Origin of the sequence: Actinocorallia longicatena (assembly GCF_039534125.1) — a bacterium.
GTDB classification, from domain to species: Bacteria; Actinomycetota; Actinomycetes; order Streptosporangiales; family Streptosporangiaceae; genus Actinocorallia; species Actinocorallia longicatena.
This window is the reverse complement of sequence record NZ_BAAAUV010000043.1, coordinates 1-15504: the sequence shown is the minus strand read 5'-3', so window position 1 is coordinate 15504 and position 15504 is coordinate 1. Positions and strand designations below refer to the sequence as shown.

Sequence of the window (15504 nt, the reverse complement as noted above, 5' to 3'; positions counted from 1 at the left end):
TGTTCTAGCCGGTGAAGGTGTCGATCCCGGCGATCTTCCAGCGGCCTCCCTGACGGACCGCGTCGACCGCCATCATCGTCGACTGACGTCCGCTCTTCCCGCTCTTCGCCGAGCTGCTGGCCTGGTCAGCGAAGACGAGCACCCGCGCCCGGCCGTCCTGGAGGCTCCTGACCGCACTGTCGGTGATCGTTGTCGTGAGCACTATTCCCTGGGCCGCGGCGGCCGTGCGGACCGGGCCGAAGAGCCGTTCGTATTGTGCGGGTGCACCGCCGACGAGAAGATCCTTGGCCGCCCGGTCCACTTTTGCGAGATCTGTGTAGTCACAGGAGAAAAGATCCTGTAGGGCGGAGACCACCGCGCCTTTGACCTCACTCGTGCGCGCGTTGTCGGTGAGTGCCGTATTCGTCATCACACCGGCGTTTCGCAACTCTCCCGCGCGGTCGAATGCGTAGGCGGAGAAGCCGCCGAGCGCGACGGTGGCGGCGGCGAGGACGGCCGCGAGACGCCTCACTGCCCGCCTCCCGTCTCCGGGGCGTTCCCGAGCGCGCTCAGCTTCCAGCCCTGCGAGGTCCTGGTCATCTCCGCGACCTCCCTCAGTCTCTTGGTCACCGGATCGCCCTCGGCGGGAGTGACCGTCAGCCGCACGGACAGGATCAGCCGGGCCTTGCCCACCCGGGCGTCGAGCTCGGTGATGCCGCATTCGGAGATCTCCGCGGTCGAGACGCTCTTGGCCTTCAGCACCGAGTCCCGGAAGGCCGGGCCGCTGTCGGCGAGCTGCTTGAACAGGGCGGCGGTGGTCGAGTCCTGCCAGAGCCGCAGGCCCTTGTCGAGGTCCCGGTAGTCGAGCGTGTTGAGGTTCTGGACTGCCTGCGCCCCCGCGCTCAGCACCTCGTCGCGCAGGGCCGAGTAGCGGCGGTCCTCGGAGTGGGCGGCCGTGTACCAGGACACGCCGCTCCACACCGCGAACACGGCCGCGACGACCGTCAGCGCCACCATCGTCCTGGCCAGGCTGAAGTGCCTCACACCGCCCTCAAATCCGTGATCTTCCATGCGCCGCCCGACCGGTGCGCGGTCACCAGGAGCTGGGCCGCGACCGGGGTGCCCGCCGCCGCCCCCGCCCTCGTGGTGGTCTGGTCGAGGAAGACGACCAGCTTGGCGTCGTCGCCCTTGAGCGTGACGATCCCGGCCCTGACCACGCGGGTGGCGACCGCGAGCCGCTGCGCGGGAGCCTCGGCGCGGACCTTGGTGAACAGCTGCCTGTACTGCTCCAGCGCCCGGTCCCTGAGCAGGTCCGTCGCGGCCTGCTCGGTGGCGGCCAGGTCGTCGTCGCGGTAGGTGAAGATCCGCGTCAGGCCCTCGCCGACCTGCCCGATGACCTCGGCGCCCGCCGCGGACCCCGGCCCCTGGTCGGCCGAGGCGACGGGCTTGAGGAACAGCAGCCCGCAGGAGGCCGCGACGATCAGCGCGACCGCCAGGAGCAGGCCCCACGGGCCGGGCGGGGCGTCCGGTCGCGCACTCTTCGCCGTCCCCCGCCCGGCCCTGGTCTCGGTCTCCTCCGCCTGCTCTGCCCGCTCGGCGCGTTCGGCCCTCTCGGCGCGTTCGGCCCTCTCGAGGTCGGTGGGCTCCGGCTCGGCCGGAGCGGTGCCGGCCTGCACTGTCTCGTCGTTCATCAGCTCGCTCATCGGGCACCGACCGGGACGGCCGTGAGGGAGGTCAGCTTCCAGTCGGAGCCGACCTTGGTGACCTGTGCCTCGAACCGCTGGCGCTGCACGCTCGGCGCCCCCTTGGCGGGGGTCAGCTCGACGTTGACCGAGGCGATCAGGCGGGCCGTCCGGGTCCCGCCGTCGTAGGAGCTCAGGGCCGCCGCGACCACGGTCCCGGTCGCCGAGGTCGTGCTCGCCTTCGCCCCGTCGCGCCCCAGCTGGTCGTGCAGCGGCCCGCTGGTGATCGCCAGCCACTGGTCGACGGAGGTCTGCGGGCTGGTGTGGTCGAGGGTGTTGAGGACGGCGACGGCCCTGGTGCCCGTCGCGAGGGCGGCGGCGCGGTCGGCCGGGGAGTCGCCGCCGCCGGCCTGCCAGTAGGTCCAGCCCGCCCAGCCGAGGAAGGCGAGCGAGGCCACCAGGAGGATCCTGGCGATCCAGCGTGTCATGTGCCCACCAGCCCGAGCAGAGCCGCCAGGTCGCCGGAGCCCGCGGGCAGCGGGGGCAGGCCGAGCGCGCCCGGCATGGCCCCTCCCGCGGAGCTGGTGGGAACGGCCGAGGAGCCGGGGACCGCGACGGGCATCAGCGGCGGGGCCTTGGGGGCGTTGGCCGGGCCCCGGACCTCGGTGCCGCTGGAGGCGGGCAGCGCGCAGTGCGCGGCGATGTTGAGACCGGGCGGCGGCGCGGTGTCGAGGGCGTTGCGGTAGGTGGCGCCGTACCCCTTGGTGCAGGGCAGGGGGTCGAAGAAGGTGGGGACCATGGAGAAGGAGAGCTTTCCGTTCTGGACGACCGTCGAACCGGCGGCGACCGCGGCGGGCGCGCGCACCAGGAGCTGCTCCAGCCCCTTGACGCGGACGAGGAACACGTCGGAGGTCGTCAGGAGGTTCGCGAACAGCACGCTCAGGCTCGGGTCGAGCTCCTTGACGAGCTCGGAGACCTGCGTCGTGGCCTGGGGGGCGGCCGCGATGAGACGGCGCAGGTCCGGGTCGGACGTGCGCAGCTGCCGGGCCAGCAGTTTGGTGCCGGCGGCGAACCGCCGCACCGAGCCCGCCTCGTCGTTCTGGGTGGCCAGCACCTGGGTCGAGGAGTCGATGAGGTTCTTGGTCTGGGTCGAGTGCGCGTCGGCGGCGTCGACGAGCTTGGTGCCGTTGTCGAGGAGCTGCTGGAGGTCGGGGCCCTGCCCGGCGAACGCGGTGCCGAGCTCGTCGACGACGGTGCGCAGGGCGTCCAGGGGGACGGAGCCGGCGAGGTCGTTGAGACTGGCCAGCAGGTCGGTGACGGGCGCGGGCAGGGTCGTGACGTCCTGCGCGACGACCGAGCCCTCCGTCAGGTAGGGCGCCGTCGCGACGTTCGGCCGCAGGTCGATGAACTGCTCACCGACCGCGGACCGGCTCGCGACGACGGCCTTGAGGTCGCTGGGGATCTGCTTCTGGGAGTCGTAGACGTGCAGATCGGCCCGGACGCCGTTCGCGGTCAGCCGCACCGGCCCGACCCTTCCGACCGAGACGCCCCGGTAGGTGACGTCGGCGTTGGTGAGCAGGCCGCCGGCCTCGCTGAGGTCGACGTGGACGGTGTAGTAGCCGCTCCGCCCGAAATAGCGGCCGAGGTCGGCGTAGCCGGTGCCGATGTAGGCGAGGCAGACGATGGCGATGAGCAGGAAGATCACGTTCTTGATCTTCGTCTGGAGGGTCAGCACTACTGCACCGCCGTCGTCGGGGAGGTCGTGGGGGCGGGGGTGGTCGGGGCCGGGGTGGCGGGGGTCTGCGGGCTGACCGGCGGGACCACCTCGGTGCCCGGCGGTGCGATCACGTTCAGGTAGCCGTTCAGGTAGTCGCCCTTGATCGCGGGGAGAACGGCGTCGGTGAAGGGGTAGGTGAACAGCACCTGGAGGGCGTTCGGGAGGTCCTTGCCCGCCTGCGCCAGGCGGCGCAGCGTCGGCTCCAGCGCCTTGAGGTCGGCGAGGAAGTCCTTCTTGCTCTGCTTGACGGTCCTGGTGGCGACGGCCGACAGCTTGTCGAGCGACTCCAGCATCCCGACCAGCTCGTGGCGCTGCTCCTCCAGGACGCCGAGGCCGGGTCCCAGATCGTCCAGGACGGTGTTGATCTCCGTCTTGCGGGCGTTCAGGGTGGCGGTGAGGCGGTTGAGGCCGTCGAGGGCCTCGGTGATGGCCTTCTTGTTGCCGTCGAGCTGGGAGACCAGCGTGGTGACGCGCTTGAGCATCTGCTTGATCTGCGGCTCGTTGCCCTTGAAGGCGGCGTTCAGCTCGCGGGTGATCGTGCGGAGCTGGGTGAGACCGCCGCCGTTGAGCAGCAGCGACAGCGCCCCGAACACCTCCTCGATCTCGGTGTCCCGGTTGGTGTTCTCGATCGGGATGGTCGCGCCGTCCGCCAGGCTGCCGCTCGGCTGGAGCGGCGCGGCGAGCTGGATGAACTTCTCGCCCAGCAGGCTGGACTGCTCCAGCTTGGCGGTGGCGTTGGCGGGCAGCTTCACCGCGCCGTTGACCAGCAGGGTCACCCGCGCGGTCCAGCCGTTCCGCGGCAGCGTCACCTTGGTGACCCTGCCGACGGCCACGTCGTTGACCTTCACCGACGTCTGCGGGGTGAGGTTGAGGACGTTGGCGAACTCGGCGTCCACCGTGTAGGGATGGTCGCCGACGTCGGCGCCGCCCGGCAGGGTGACCTCCTGGATGCTGGGCACCGCGCTGCATCCGGTCAGGCCGACGGCCAGGGCCGTGGCGAGCGGGATCAGGATCTTCTTCACTGGGCGGCTCCCGCGGCGGGCAACGGCATGAGCTCCAGCAGATTGCCCCGGCCCATCAGGGAGCGGGTCCGCGGATCGTAGGCGTTGAGGATGTTGTCGACGTCGAGCGGCAGCACGTTGAGCGCCTCGGCGAGGGATCTGCGCTGCTTCACGAGCGTCTGGGTGATCTTGGCGAGCTTCTCGACGTCGGCCCGCACCAGGGACCGGTTGTCCTTGATGAAGTCCTTGACCTTGACCAACGCCGTGGCGAGCTCCTTCAGAGCCGCGCCGAGCTCGTCGCGGTCGGCGGCGAGGAACTGCGAGACGTCGGCCAGCTGCCGTTCGGCGGTGCGGACCTGGCCGTCGTTGGCCGACAGCATCCCGGTGAACCGCTGCAGCCCGTCGACCGTGGCGAAGATGTCGTCCTGCGAGCCGGAGAGGGTCTTGGCCGCCTTGCTGAAGTTGCCGATCATCTTGCGGAGCGCCTCGCCGTTGCCGTCGAGGTTGGCCGCGCCGACCTGGAGCAGCCGGGACAGCGATCCCGTCCTGTTGGCGCCCTGCGGGCCGAGCTGGGTCGCGAGCCGCTTCATGCTGTCGTAGAGCTGGTCCAGCTCGACCGGCACCCGGGTCCGCTCCTGCGGGATGACCGCTCCGGTCGCCATCTTCGCTCCCGCGTCGTAGGCGGGGGCGAGCTGGACGTACCGGTCGGACACGACGCTCGGCGAGACGAGCACGGCGCCGGCCTCGGCGGGCACGTCGATCCCGTGGTCGACCGTCAGGACGACCTTGACGCGGGTGCCCTCGGCCGTGACCGAGTCGACCCGGCCCACCCGGACGCCGAGGATCCGCACGTCGGAGCCGTGGTAGACGCCGATCGCGAGCGGGAAGTAGGCGGTGATCCGGGTACCGGGGCCCTCGCCGATCCAGACGAGGAGGGCCACGGCGACGGCGATGACGGCGACGATCGCCGTGGCGATGATCGAAATGGTACGGCCGATCATTTCTTTCCCACCTCCGCGGGAGGCTTGCAGCCCTGTTCCGGGACCGTGGACACGTACTCCCTGGTGAACAGGCCGCACAGGTACCCGTCCATCCACCGGCCGTTGCCGACGGCGTTGCCGAGCAGCCGGGAGTAGGGTCCGGTCAGCTTGAGGGCGCGGTCGAGCTGGTCCTGGTTGTTCAGCAGGACGTCGACGACCTTGCCGAGCGAGGTCAGGGTCGGCTTCAGCCGGTCGGCGTTGTCGTCGACGAGGCCGGAGATCTCCTTGGCCATCTTCTGCGAGCCGATCAGGAGGGCATGGATCGCCGCCCGGCGGCGACGCAGCTCGCCGAGGAGCAGGTTGCCGTCCTTGAGCAGGACCTCGAAGTCCCCGGTGCGGTCGGCGACGAGCGAGCTCGTCGTCCTGGTCGCGGCGAACAGCTCCTTGAGCTTGGCGTCGCGTTCGGCGATGACGTCCGAGATCGCCGTGAGGCCGGTCAGCGCCTTGCGGACGCTGCCGGGGGTGTCCTTGAACGCCGCCGCCAGGACGTCGAAGCTCTGGGCGAGCTTGCCGGTGTCGAGCTGGTCGATCTTGCTGGAGATGTCCTGGAAGGCCTGCGCGACGTCGTAGGGGGCGATGGTGCGGGCCTGCGGGATCGTCTCCTTCGGATCCTGCACGGCGTCGCCCAGCGGATCGAGGGTCAGGAACTTGTCACCGAGCAGGGTCTTGATGTCGATCGTCGCGGTGCTCTGGTTGCCGACCCAGGCGTCCTTCACCCTGAAGGTGATCTTCACCTTGGCGTGGTCGAGGGTCACCGCGGTCACCTTGCCGACCTTGACGCCCGCGACCCTGACCTCGTTGCCCTTGCGCAGGCCCGCGGACTCGGAGAAGTAGGCGCTGTAGTTCGTCCCCCCGCCGATGACGGGCAGGGAGTCGGCGGACAGGGCTCCGGCGGCGAACAGCGCCATGAAGACCAGGCCGACGATGGCGACGATGATCGGGTTGCGGTCGCGCATGGGCTTGAGGCGGGGCCGTCGCAGGCCCGGCTTGAGCCGTCTGATCCTCATCATCGGCCGCACCTCGCCGGGTCCCCGGTCACGGGGGCGACCTGGGGCGGGGTCTCGCCCTCGTACTGCTTGTAGGTCGCGCCGGTCACGGTGGCCTCGCAGATGTAGAAGTTCATCCAGGACCCGTAGGCGCCGAGCCGCGAGATCGCCTCCAGCTTGGTGGGCAGGTTCTTGAGGAACTTGTCGACGGTAGGTGACGCGTCGGCCAGGTTCTCCGTCAGCTTCCCGAGCTGGTCGATGTTCTTGCGCAGGGGCTCGCGGCCGTCGTCGAGGAAGTCGGCGGTCGTCTCGGTGAGCCCGCCGAGCGCCTGGACGGCCTCTCCGATGGGCTTGCGGTCCTGGGCCAGCCCGGAGACGAGGCCGCGCAGGGTGGTGACCAGCGAGCCGAACGCGTCGCTCTTGGCGTTGATGGTCTTGAGGACCGCGTTGAGGTTGTCGACGACCTGGCTGATCACCCCCTCCTTGGTGGCGAGGGTGGTGGTCAGGGAGCCGACCGTGGTCAGCAGGGAGTCGAGCGTGCCGCCCTCGCCCTGGAGGACCTTGACGATCGAGTCGGCCAGGCCGTTGACCTCGTTCGGCTCCAGCGCGTTGAACAGCGGCTGGAAGCCGTTGAACAGCTGGGTGAGGTCGAGCGCGGGCCTGGTCCGCTCGAGCGGGATGACGCCCCCGGCCGGGAGCGTGCCGAGGTCGCCGGCGCCCTGGCCGAGCTCCAGATAGCGCTGGCCGACGATGTTGAGGTACTTGATCGTGCCGGTGACGGACGCCGGCAGCGCGCGTCCCTTCTCCACGGAGAACCGCACCTCGGCGACCCGGTGGTCCACGACCTTCAGGCCGTCGACCCGGCCGATCTGGACGCCCGCGATGCGGACGCTCTCCCCGACCCGGAGGCCGGAGGCGCTGGTGAAGCGGGCCCGGTAGGTGGTCGTGTCGCCGGTGCTCGTCTGGGCGATGGTCGTGGCGAGCAGGCCCGTGGCCACCAGGGTGACCACGATGAAGAGCAGGGACTTGACGATGGGCTTCGTCAGGCTGCGGTTGTTCATGAGACCGTCACCTTCGTTCCCCTGAACAGGGGTCCGACCAGGACGCTGCTCCAGTCGGGGAGCGTCTGGGCGGGCTCCTGGAGCGCGGGCGCGACCAGTTCGTTCACGAGGCGGTTCTCCTGTGGCGAGTTCGGCAGGCCGAGGCCCTTCGTGCTCACCTTCGCCGTGGTGTAGGGGACGGGGTAGCAGCTCGGCCCGCCCTTGGCGCCGTACTTCGGCGTGTCCTTCCCCGGACGGTAGGCGCCCTTGGACGGCACGGATCCGACCTGGACGCGCAGCCCCGGACGGTCGGTGCCCTTGCCGAGCGCCTCGTCCATCACCGGCACGAAGTCGGTGAGCATCCGCATCACGCACGGGAACTCGGCGGAGTACTTCGCCATCACGGTCAGGCCCGGCTTGCTGTCCTTCGCCAGCCGGATGATGTTCCCGGAGTTCTCCTTCAGGAACTTCGTGAGGTCCTGGGAGGCCGAGGTGGTCGTGGTGTAGAGCGTCGCCAGGTCCTTCTTCTGGTCGACGAGGGTCCGGCTGGTGAAGGTCACGTCGGCGAGGGCGTCGATGAGCTCGGGCGCGGCCACGCTGTAGTTGCGGGTGAACTCGACCAGCTCGCGGATGCCCTGGTTGAGCGTGGGCAGGCTCGGGTTGAGCTTCTTGAGGTAGGCGTCGAGCTTCACGAACGTCGCGCCGATCTGCTCGCCACGGCCGTCGAGGGCGGTGGCGATCGCGCTGAGCGTCGCCGCCAGCTTCGCCGGCTCGACGGCCTGCAGCAGCGGCAGGAGGGTGTCGAGGAGCTGCTGGATCTCGATGGCGTTGGCCGAGTTGTCCTGGCCGATCGTCCCGCCGGCCTTCAGCCGGTCCGCGCTCGGGTCCGGGGGCAGGACCAGCGAGACGTAGCGCTGCCCGAACAGGGTCGTGGGCAGCAGCCGGGCGTGGACGTTCGCGGGGACCATCCCGAGCTTGTCCGGATCGAGGGCGAGCCTCAGCTTCGCTCCCCCGCCGTCGGCGGAGATCGACCTGACCTCGCCGACCCGCACGCCGCGCAGCTTCACGTCGGCCTGTGGATGCATCTCGCTGCCGGCCGTGGCGACCCGCAGCGTCACCCAGGCGACCCGGGTGAACTTCTTGTCGTAGATCGCGATCGACAGCCAGATCAGCAGGGGTGGGATCAGCAGGAACGCCACCCCCGCGAAACGCCTTCCGTTCATCCGGCGACCTTGACCGTGGTGGTCGTCCCCCACAGCGCGAGGCTGAGGAAGAAGTCGGTGACGCTGATGAGCACGATCGACGTTCTGACCGCGCGTCCGACGGCCGATCCCACCCCGGCCGGTCCGCCGGACGCGCGGAACCCGAAGTAGCAGTGCGACAGGATGACCAGCACGCTGAAGATCAGCGCCTTGAGGAACGACAACAGCACGTCCACCGGCGCGAGGAACAGCTTGAAGTAGTGGTCATAGGTACCCGCCGACTGCCCGTTGAAGAGGACGGTGACCTCGCGGGAGGCGAGGTAGGAGCTGAGGAGCCCGATCCCGTAGAGCGGGATGATCGCGATCGCGCCCGCCACGATCCGGGTGGTGACGAGGTAGGGCAGGCTGGGGATGCCCATCACCTCGAGCGCGTCGACCTCCTCGTTGATGCGCATCGCGCCGAGCTGGGCGGTGAAGCCCGCTCCGACGGTCGCCGACAGGGCGAGCCCCGCGACGAGCGGCGCGATCTCCCGGGTGTTGAAGTACGCCGAGGCGAACCCGGTGAACGCGGCGGTGCCGATCTGCTGCAGGGCGGAGTAGCCCTGAAGGCCCACCACGGTCCCGGTGAACATCGTGATGGCGATCATGACGCCGATGGTGCCGCCGACGACGCCCAGGCCGCCGCTGCCGAAGGTGACCTCGGCGAGCAGCCGCTGGATCTCCTTGGTGTAGCGGCGGATCGCCTTGGGCGTCCAGCGCAGGGCATTGAGGTAGAAGAGCATCTGGTCGCCCGGCGCGTCCAGGTAGGACAGCGGGGAGCGGCCGCGACGGCGGCGAAGGCTCAGAACCACGGGAACTAGCCTCCCTTCGGCGGGACGACCTGAAGGTAGATCCCGGTGATCACGAGGTTGACGAAGAACAGGAGCAGGAAGGTGATGACGACGGCCTGGTTCACCGCGTCACCGACGCCCTTCGGCCCGCTGCGCGGGTTCAGCCCGCGGTAGGCGGCGACGACTCCGGCGAGGAAGCCGAAGATGAGCGCCTTCAGCTCGCTGACGTACAGGTCGGGCAGCTGGGCGAGGGCCGAGAAGCTGGCCAGGTAGGCACCGGGGGTGCCGCCCTGCATGATGACGTTGAAGAAGTAGCCGCCCGCGACGCCCACGCAGCTCACGAGGCCGTTCAGCAGCACCGCGACCGCGACGCACGCCAGTACCCGGGGCACGACCAGCCGCTGGATCGGCGAGACGCCGAGCACCTGCATGGCGTCGATCTCCTCGCGGATCGTCCGGGAGCCGAGGTCGGCGGTGATCGCCGACCCGGCCACTCCCGAGATCAGCAGGGCCACGATCAGGGGGCTGGCCTGCTGGACGACCGCGAGCACGCTCGCGCCACCGGTGAAGGACTGGGCGCCGAGCTGCTGGGTCAGCGAGCCGACCTGGAGCGAGATGATCGCCCCGAAGGGAATCGAGACCAGGGCGGTCGGCAGGATCGTCACCCCCGCGATGAACCAGAACTGTTCGATCAGCTCGCGGAACTGGAACGGCCTGCGGAAGCTCTGGCCGAAGACGGTGGCGGCGAGGATGAACAGGCGGCCGGTCTGGCGGAGCGCGGCCGCCGGGGCCTGGATGACGGGGGTGACCATCGGCTAGCTCACACCCGAGCAGGCGGGGGCGCTGGCGAAGGCGGTGCTCAGGGTCGGGCTCGCCTTGAGGTCGGCGATCGGGCCCTGGTAGTCCTGGTACTTCGTCATGATCCCGGCGAGGCCGGTCAGCGCCGTGGTGAGCGACACCTTGTCGGTGACCTTGGCGCTCTTCAGCGTCGTCGCGGTCTTGTCGACGGCGGTGCGGGTCGTGGCGATGCGGGTGAGGGTCGTGTCGTAGAGCGGCTTGGCCTCGGCGTTCGGCGGGGCGCCGACACCGCGCAGGTTGGTCTCCATCGTGCTGAGCTGGGTGGAGATCTGGCCGAGGAAGGTGACGATGCCCTCCTTGGCCTTCACGTAGTTCTTGCTGTCCACCGCCGGCATCTGCAGCTGGGCGTTCTTGCCGCCGACCGCGGAGCAGACCGACGACGCCCAGGTGACCTCGGGCCCGGCCTTCGTGCCGGAACCGCCGTCACCGCCGTCGCCGCCGGAGCAGCCGGTGAGCGAGCCTCCTACGGCACAGGCCGTGAGCGCGGCGAGAATCCATCGCCTCATCACAAAACTCCTTGAAGGGTGGGGTGGGGGCCCTAAGAGCCTAGGGAGGCGTCCGCCGAAAGGATTGTCAGACGACTGCGTATTTCCCAGGCGACCATGCGCGGATAGTCCGATGCCTCTCGTCAATCCGGGGCGTAACTTCTCGCTTCTGAATCATGTGCTATTTCCGGGATGCGATTTAAGAGGTGTCGAATTGAGCGCCGGAACGAAGGTGCGCAGGACCAGGAACGCGTTCTTGATCGCAATGGCGACGGCGACCGGGGTCTGCGGTGCCGCCGCCTTCGCTCCGCCGGGTGCCGCGGCTCCGCTGAGGGCCGCCGCCGACGCCGGCGACGACGCGTTCTACACCCCGCCGAGCCCGCTCCCCGCAGGCCGGCCGGGGGACGTCATCAGGTCGCGGCCCGCCAAGGCGGGACCGCCGGCCGCACGCAAGCTCGCCGACGCCTGGCAGGTCATGTACCTGTCGACGGACGCGAACGGCAGGCCCGACGCCGTCACCGGGATCGTGCTGGTGCCGAAGGAGGTCGACCGGTCGAAGGCCCCGATCGTCGGGCTCGGCCCCGGCACCCACGGGCCCGCGTTCCGGTGCACGCCCTCGACCATGGTGAACATGGGGGCGTTCTACGAGCAGTCGGCGGTCAACGACATGCTGGCCAAGGGCTGGGCGGTCGTCGTCACCGACTACGAGGGGTACCACCCGAACCCCAAGACCACCTACGTGACCGGCAGGTCCGAGGGACCCGCCGTGCTCGACGGGATCCGCGCCGCGACCCGGCTGACCGAGGCGGGCCTGTCCGCGGACGCCAAAGTGGCCGTCCGCGGGTACTCCCAGGGCGGCGGGGCGGCGATGTGGGCGGGCGAGACCCAGCCCGGCTACGCCCCCGAGCTGAACCTCGTGGGCGTCGTGGCGGGCGGTGTCCCGGCCGACCTGGTGAAGATGGGCATCTCGCTCAACGGCAAGAAGGGGTTCGGCTTCCTCGCCTACGCCCTGGTCGGCCTCGACAACGCCTACGGCCTCAACATGGACGGCCAGCTCACGCCCGCGGGCAAGACCGCGTTCGACAACATGCGGGCAGGCGACTGCGCGGTCGAGCTGTTCAACGACTACGCGGGCAAGTCCATCGCCGACTACTACACGCGCAGCCCGCTGGCCGACCCGGCCTGGCAGGCCGCCTACGGCGCCAACAAGCTGGGCAAGGACGTCATCAAGGCGCCGGTGTTCCAGTACCACGGCACCAACGACGAGATCGTCAACTTCGCCCAGGCGGAGGCGCTGAAGAACACCTACTGCGCCGCGGGCGTCAAGGTCACGTGGAAGACCTGGCCGATGGGGCACCTGACCGGCGTCCTCCAGGGCAACGCCGACGCGGTCTCCTTCCTCACCGACCGGTTCGCCGGGGTCGAGGCCACGACCACCTGCTGAGCGCGACGCCGAAAGGGGGCGGGCACCGGATCCGGTGCCCGCCCCCTTTTCCCGTTCGCCGGGTCAGGACGCCTTGAGCGTCAGCGACAGGGTGTTGCCCGGACCCTGGAACAGCGAGCCGACGAGGCCGCCGAACAGCCCGCAGTTCGCCAGGGCGGGCAGGGTGAACGCGCCCGCGAGGGTGCCTCCGGTGGCCGGGTCGAACACGGGGGCGCTGAGCGACAGGTCGACCGGGGCGGTGGTCCTGCAGGTCTCCCCTCCGCCGATCGGGACGCCGAGCGCGCTGATGGAGGTGACCGTCAGGGAGGCCTTGCCCGACGTGGTCAGGCCGCCGCCGGCGAGGGTGCCGGTCGTGTCGCCGTCGGTGGCGAGGGCCACGGCCGCCGACAGCGGGAGGAAGCCGAAGGCCTTCAGGCTCGCGGTCCCGGGGTTGAGTTTCAGCGGCCCGGTGAGGGTCGTCCCGTCGGCCTTGGCCTCGAAACCGCCGGTCAGCGGGAGGGTCCCGGGGCCTCCGGCCTTGATGACGGCGCTGCCGGTCGCGGTGTAGGAGCGAACGGGCGCGGGGACGTCACCGACCTTGATCGTCGCCAGGACGTTGTTCTGGCCGGGGTCCTGGGAGCACTCGGACTCGAACGTGCCGAGGCCGGTCAGGGCGCCGTCCTTGTCCTTCGGGGTCATCGTCAGCAGCATGTCCCCGACGGTGACCTTGCCCTCCCCCGCGCTGGTGAACGCGATGGCCGGGGCGCCGCCCTTGCTCGTCACGTCGAACGCGCCGGTGGCGGGGAGCGTCACCGGGTCGATCTTGTTCGGCACCGTGAGGTTGAGGACCTTGCCGTTGGGCTGGACGATCTGCGCGCCGGCGGAGGCGTTCCCGCTGAGCGTCGCGGTGTACATCGTGGTCAGGCCCTTGGCCGCGTAGGCGCTGACCGTGTCCTGGGTGATGATCTCGATCGCCGGGGTCTTCTCCCCGACCTTGAGCTGGGCCGGCAGGTTCGAGGAGATCCTGACGACCAGGGGCTGCATGCCGATCAGGGGGAACGCGCACGTGTAGTTCAGCGTGAGCGCGGGAGGCTCCTCGGCCATGGCGGGGGCGGCGGCCAGGCACGCGGCCGCTCCCGTGACCGATGCCATGACCGTCGACAACCTCAATTTGACCGACATCGTCGTCCTTTCCTGGATTCTCATCGTCAACGCTTCAACGGGGGGACCACCGGCGGGCAGAGTGTCTTTGACGGAGGCACGCAGATCTTGCTCTGCATGAGCTTCAGGTAATTGCCGGGACCCGAGACGAGTGCGGTGAGAACGGGGCTGATGTCCTCTCCCACGCCGCAGTCCCGGAAAGGCGGGATCTCGAACTCTCCGGCCATCGAGCCGCCGTTGGTGGCCGTGTACCCGGGGCCGACCGTCAGGGTCGCCTTCACGTTCCGGGCCGACCTGCACTTGGGGCCGACCTTGAGCGGCGTTCCGTTGACGGTCGCGTCGCTGACGGTGATGGCCATCTCGACGACGGCGTTGCCCGCGAGGTTCTTGGGATCCTTGAAGTCGAGATCGGCGAAGCCCCTGCTCACCTGGGTGAGCCGCATGGTCGCGCTGGTCGGCATGAAGCCGAAGCCCAGGAAGGTCGCCTTGGCCTGCAGCGGGGTGGCGAACTCGACCTCGACCAGGAGCCGCCCGCCCTTCGGCTGGTGGACGATGATGTTGGTCATCGCGAGGTCGCCGGGCACCGCCGGGTCGTTGAGGACCGACGCCCCCTTCAGCTTCTTCACGTTCGCGAAGCCGCTCATGTAGACGCAGCCGGGCTTGCCCGCGGGCGACGGGTCGGCCGCGGTGATCTTGCCGCAGTCGCCGACCTCGGGAGCGGCCTCGGCCTTGATGGTCGACAGGACCGTCACGGTGCCGGGCTTGGGCGTGCACGCGAGGGTCGTGGGAGCGGTCGCGCCGGCCGGGGTCAGCTTCAGGGTGAAGGCGCCGAGCGAGATGACGGTGTCCCCCGCGGCTTTCGGGGTGTAGGCGGCGGGGATGCCCTTGGCCGTCAGGGTGGGCGCGGCCGTGGTCAGCGCCGTGGTCGCGATGGTGAGCGCGGGCCAGGCCAGCGGGACGGGCGCGGCACCGGCCTCGGTGGCCGTCGCGGCGACCTCGGCGGTGCCCGCGACGCTCGCGGCGTCCGCGGGGAGGACCTCGCGCGGGAGGGGGACGGAGAGGGTGATGTTGCCGAGGGCCACCGGGTAGCCGGCGAAGGCCGATCCCGCGGGGGCGCCCCCGGCCACCGACACGGCGATGTCGGCGGGGCCGCCCGGCAGGGCGCAGGAGTAGGCCAGGTTCGGTTCAGCGGCGGTGGCCAGCCGGTCGAGGGCGAGCGGGGTCACGGCCGCGGCGGCGAGCACGACGGCCGGGCCGAGCAGCCTGGTCCTGGCGAATTTCATGGACTACCGGTTCCGATCGTCGGGCAACGGGGTGCGGACCCCCGCCACGAGGACGGGGGTCCGCTGTGTTCACTCGGACCGTCGAGCCCGGTCCGGGTGAGTTACTAGCGCGTCAGGTTGGCCTTGATCACGTTGCCCGGACCAGCCGCGAACGGGTTGACGATGGCGGTGAGGGCGCCACAGTCCTTCAGCTCGGGGATGGTGTAGGTGCCGGTGATCGGACCGCCCTTGAGCGGGTTGAACACGGCCTCGGTCGACTTGAGGGCGATGTCCGCGGGGGTCTTGCTGACACAGGTCGGGCCGCCGGCGATCTCGACACCGAGCAGCTTCACCGAGGGCAGCTTGACGATGACCTTCGAGCTGCTGGTGAGGACGCCGTCCTTCAGCGTGCCGGTGGTGTCACCGACCTGCGCGAAGTCGACGTCAGCGGTGCCGGGCAGGAAGCCGAGGATGCTGAGCTTCGCGGTGGTCTTCTTGAGGACCAGGGCGGCGGTGTAGTTGCCGGTCTTCAGGTCGAGCACGGCGTCGATCGTGCCGTTCAGCGGCGCGGAGCCGTTGGACGCCTTGACCGTGGTGGTACCGGCCAGGTCGAAGTGGTACTTCACTCCGCCCGGGGTGGGGGTCGGGGTGGGAGTGGGGGTCGGGGTGGGAGTCGGGGTGGGAGTCGGGGTCGGCGTCGGCGTCGGCGTCGGCGTCGGCGTCGGCGTGGGAGTCGGCGTCGGTGTAGGGGTGGGGGTCGGTGTCGGCGTGGGGGTCA

The 15504-nt window shown here is 70.1% G+C and carries 16 protein-coding genes and 1 pseudogene; 1 reads left to right on the top strand and 16 read right to left on the bottom strand.

The window, feature by feature from the left end:
- Positions 1–4 precede the first annotated feature (4 nt).
- Genes ABD785_RS38805 through ABD785_RS38745 form a run of 13 tightly spaced genes read right to left on the bottom strand, consistent with a single transcriptional unit; the run spans position 5 to position 10901 of the window.
- Positions 5–511 (bottom strand): hypothetical protein, encoded by a 507-nt coding sequence (locus ABD785_RS38805; protein WP_344839148.1) that lies wholly within the window; start codon positions 509–511, stop codon positions 5–7.
- Positions 508–1023: a hypothetical protein gene (locus ABD785_RS38800; protein ID WP_344839145.1), complete on the bottom strand. Its 516-nt coding sequence runs from the start codon at positions 1021–1023 to the stop codon at positions 508–510. Before ABD785_RS38800 ends, ABD785_RS38805 begins: the two co-directional genes overlap by 4 nt.
- Positions 1020–1670: a hypothetical protein gene (locus ABD785_RS38795; RefSeq protein ID WP_344839142.1), complete on the bottom strand. Its 651-nt coding sequence runs from the start codon at positions 1668–1670 to the stop codon at positions 1020–1022. Before ABD785_RS38795 ends, ABD785_RS38800 begins: the two co-directional genes overlap by 4 nt.
- A gap of 8 nt (positions 1671–1678) precedes the next feature.
- Positions 1679–2149 carry a hypothetical protein gene (locus ABD785_RS38790; protein WP_344839140.1) on the bottom strand — a complete coding sequence of 157 codons (471 nt, stop codon included), beginning with the start codon at positions 2147–2149 and terminating at the stop codon, positions 1679–1681.
- Positions 2146–3396 carry an MCE family protein gene (locus ABD785_RS38785; protein WP_344839138.1) on the bottom strand — a complete coding sequence of 417 codons (1251 nt, stop codon included), beginning with the start codon at positions 3394–3396 and terminating at the stop codon, positions 2146–2148. Before ABD785_RS38785 ends, ABD785_RS38790 begins: the two co-directional genes overlap by 4 nt.
- Positions 3396–4460, bottom strand: a complete 1065-nt coding sequence (locus tag ABD785_RS38780) for an MCE family protein (RefSeq protein ID WP_344839135.1) — start codon at positions 4458–4460, stop codon at positions 3396–3398. The genes ABD785_RS38785 and ABD785_RS38780 overlap by 1 nt, the downstream gene beginning before the upstream one ends.
- A complete protein-coding gene (locus tag ABD785_RS38775) occupies positions 4457–5440 on the bottom strand; it encodes an MCE family protein (protein ID WP_344839132.1) in 984 nt (327 codons plus the stop codon). Before ABD785_RS38775 ends, ABD785_RS38780 begins: the two co-directional genes overlap by 4 nt.
- On the bottom strand, positions 5437–6489 hold the full coding sequence (locus tag ABD785_RS38770; RefSeq protein ID WP_344839130.1) for an MCE family protein: 1053 nt from the start codon (positions 6487–6489) through the stop codon (positions 5437–5439). The genes ABD785_RS38775 and ABD785_RS38770 overlap by 4 nt, the downstream gene beginning before the upstream one ends.
- On the bottom strand, positions 6486–7526 hold the full coding sequence (locus tag ABD785_RS38765) for an MCE family protein (RefSeq protein WP_344839128.1): 1041 nt from the start codon (positions 7524–7526) through the stop codon (positions 6486–6488). The genes ABD785_RS38770 and ABD785_RS38765 overlap by 4 nt, the downstream gene beginning before the upstream one ends.
- Positions 7523–8728: an MCE family protein gene (locus ABD785_RS38760; protein WP_344839126.1), complete on the bottom strand. Its 1206-nt coding sequence runs from the start codon at positions 8726–8728 to the stop codon at positions 7523–7525. The genes ABD785_RS38765 and ABD785_RS38760 overlap by 4 nt, the downstream gene beginning before the upstream one ends.
- Positions 8725–9558, bottom strand: a complete 834-nt coding sequence (locus ABD785_RS38755) for an MlaE family ABC transporter permease (RefSeq protein WP_425547872.1) — start codon at positions 9556–9558, stop codon at positions 8725–8727. The genes ABD785_RS38760 and ABD785_RS38755 overlap by 4 nt, the downstream gene beginning before the upstream one ends.
- 5 nt (positions 9559–9563) lie before the next feature.
- On the bottom strand, positions 9564–10349 hold the full coding sequence (locus tag ABD785_RS38750; RefSeq protein ID WP_344839123.1) for an MlaE family ABC transporter permease: 786 nt from the start codon (positions 10347–10349) through the stop codon (positions 9564–9566).
- 3 nt (positions 10350–10352) lie between these two features.
- Positions 10353–10901 (bottom strand): hypothetical protein, encoded by a 549-nt coding sequence (locus ABD785_RS38745; RefSeq protein ID WP_344839120.1) that lies wholly within the window; start codon positions 10899–10901, stop codon positions 10353–10355.
- Between the two features lie 193 nt (positions 10902–11094).
- On the opposite strand from ABD785_RS38745, the gene ABD785_RS38740 reads away from it, so the two are divergent.
- The gene (locus ABD785_RS38740; RefSeq protein WP_344839117.1) at positions 11095–12324 is read left to right on the top strand and encodes a lipase family protein; all 1230 of its coding nucleotides are present in this window, start codon (positions 11095–11097) and stop codon (positions 12322–12324) included.
- Positions 12325–12387: 63 nt separating this feature from the next.
- On the opposite strand, the gene ABD785_RS38735 is transcribed toward ABD785_RS38740, so the two are convergent.
- The 3 genes and pseudogenes from ABD785_RS38735 to ABD785_RS38725 form a co-directional block, all read right to left on the bottom strand.
- On the bottom strand, positions 12388–13455 hold the full coding sequence (locus tag ABD785_RS38735; protein WP_344839115.1) for a DUF6801 domain-containing protein: 1068 nt from the start codon (positions 13453–13455) through the stop codon (positions 12388–12390).
- A 56-nt stretch (positions 13456–13511) separates the two neighbouring features.
- Entirely contained in the window at positions 13512–14747 is a 1236-nt protein-coding gene (locus ABD785_RS38730) for a hypothetical protein (protein ID WP_344839112.1), read from the bottom strand.
- Positions 14748–14851: 104 nt separating this feature from the next.
- Positions 14852–15504: pseudogene (locus ABD785_RS38725) on the bottom strand (hypothetical protein); the annotation flags it as partial.

What these genes read in the sequence shown, in the direction of transcription:
- ABD785_RS38795 (WP_344839142.1), bottom strand. Translation starts at nt 1,670, where the DNA reads ATGAACGACGAGACAGTGCAGGCCGGCACCGCTCCGGCCGAGCCGGAG.
- ABD785_RS38790 (WP_344839140.1), bottom strand. Translation starts at nt 2,149, where the DNA reads ATGACACGCTGGATCGCCAGGATCCTCCTGGTGGCCTCGCTCGCCTTC.
- ABD785_RS38775 (WP_344839132.1), bottom strand. Translation starts at nt 5,440, where the DNA reads ATGATCGGCCGTACCATTTCGATCATCGCCACGGCGATCGTCGCCGTC.
- ABD785_RS38770 (WP_344839130.1), bottom strand. Translation starts at nt 6,489, where the DNA reads ATGATGAGGATCAGACGGCTCAAGCCGGGCCTGCGACGGCCCCGCCTC.
- ABD785_RS38765 (WP_344839128.1), bottom strand. Translation starts at nt 7,526, where the DNA reads ATGAACAACCGCAGCCTGACGAAGCCCATCGTCAAGTCCCTGCTCTTC.
- ABD785_RS38760 (WP_344839126.1), bottom strand. Translation starts at nt 8,728, where the DNA reads ATGAACGGAAGGCGTTTCGCGGGGGTGGCGTTCCTGCTGATCCCACCC.
- ABD785_RS38750 (WP_344839123.1), bottom strand. Translation starts at nt 10,349, where the DNA reads ATGGTCACCCCCGTCATCCAGGCCCCGGCGGCCGCGCTCCGCCAGACC.
- ABD785_RS38745 (WP_344839120.1), bottom strand. Translation starts at nt 10,901, where the DNA reads ATGAGGCGATGGATTCTCGCCGCGCTCACGGCCTGTGCCGTAGGAGGC.
- ABD785_RS38735 (WP_344839115.1), bottom strand. Translation starts at nt 13,455, where the DNA reads ATGGCATCGGTCACGGGAGCGGCCGCGTGCCTGGCCGCCGCCCCCGCC.
- ABD785_RS38730 (WP_344839112.1), bottom strand. Translation starts at nt 14,747, where the DNA reads ATGAAATTCGCCAGGACCAGGCTGCTCGGCCCGGCCGTCGTGCTCGCC.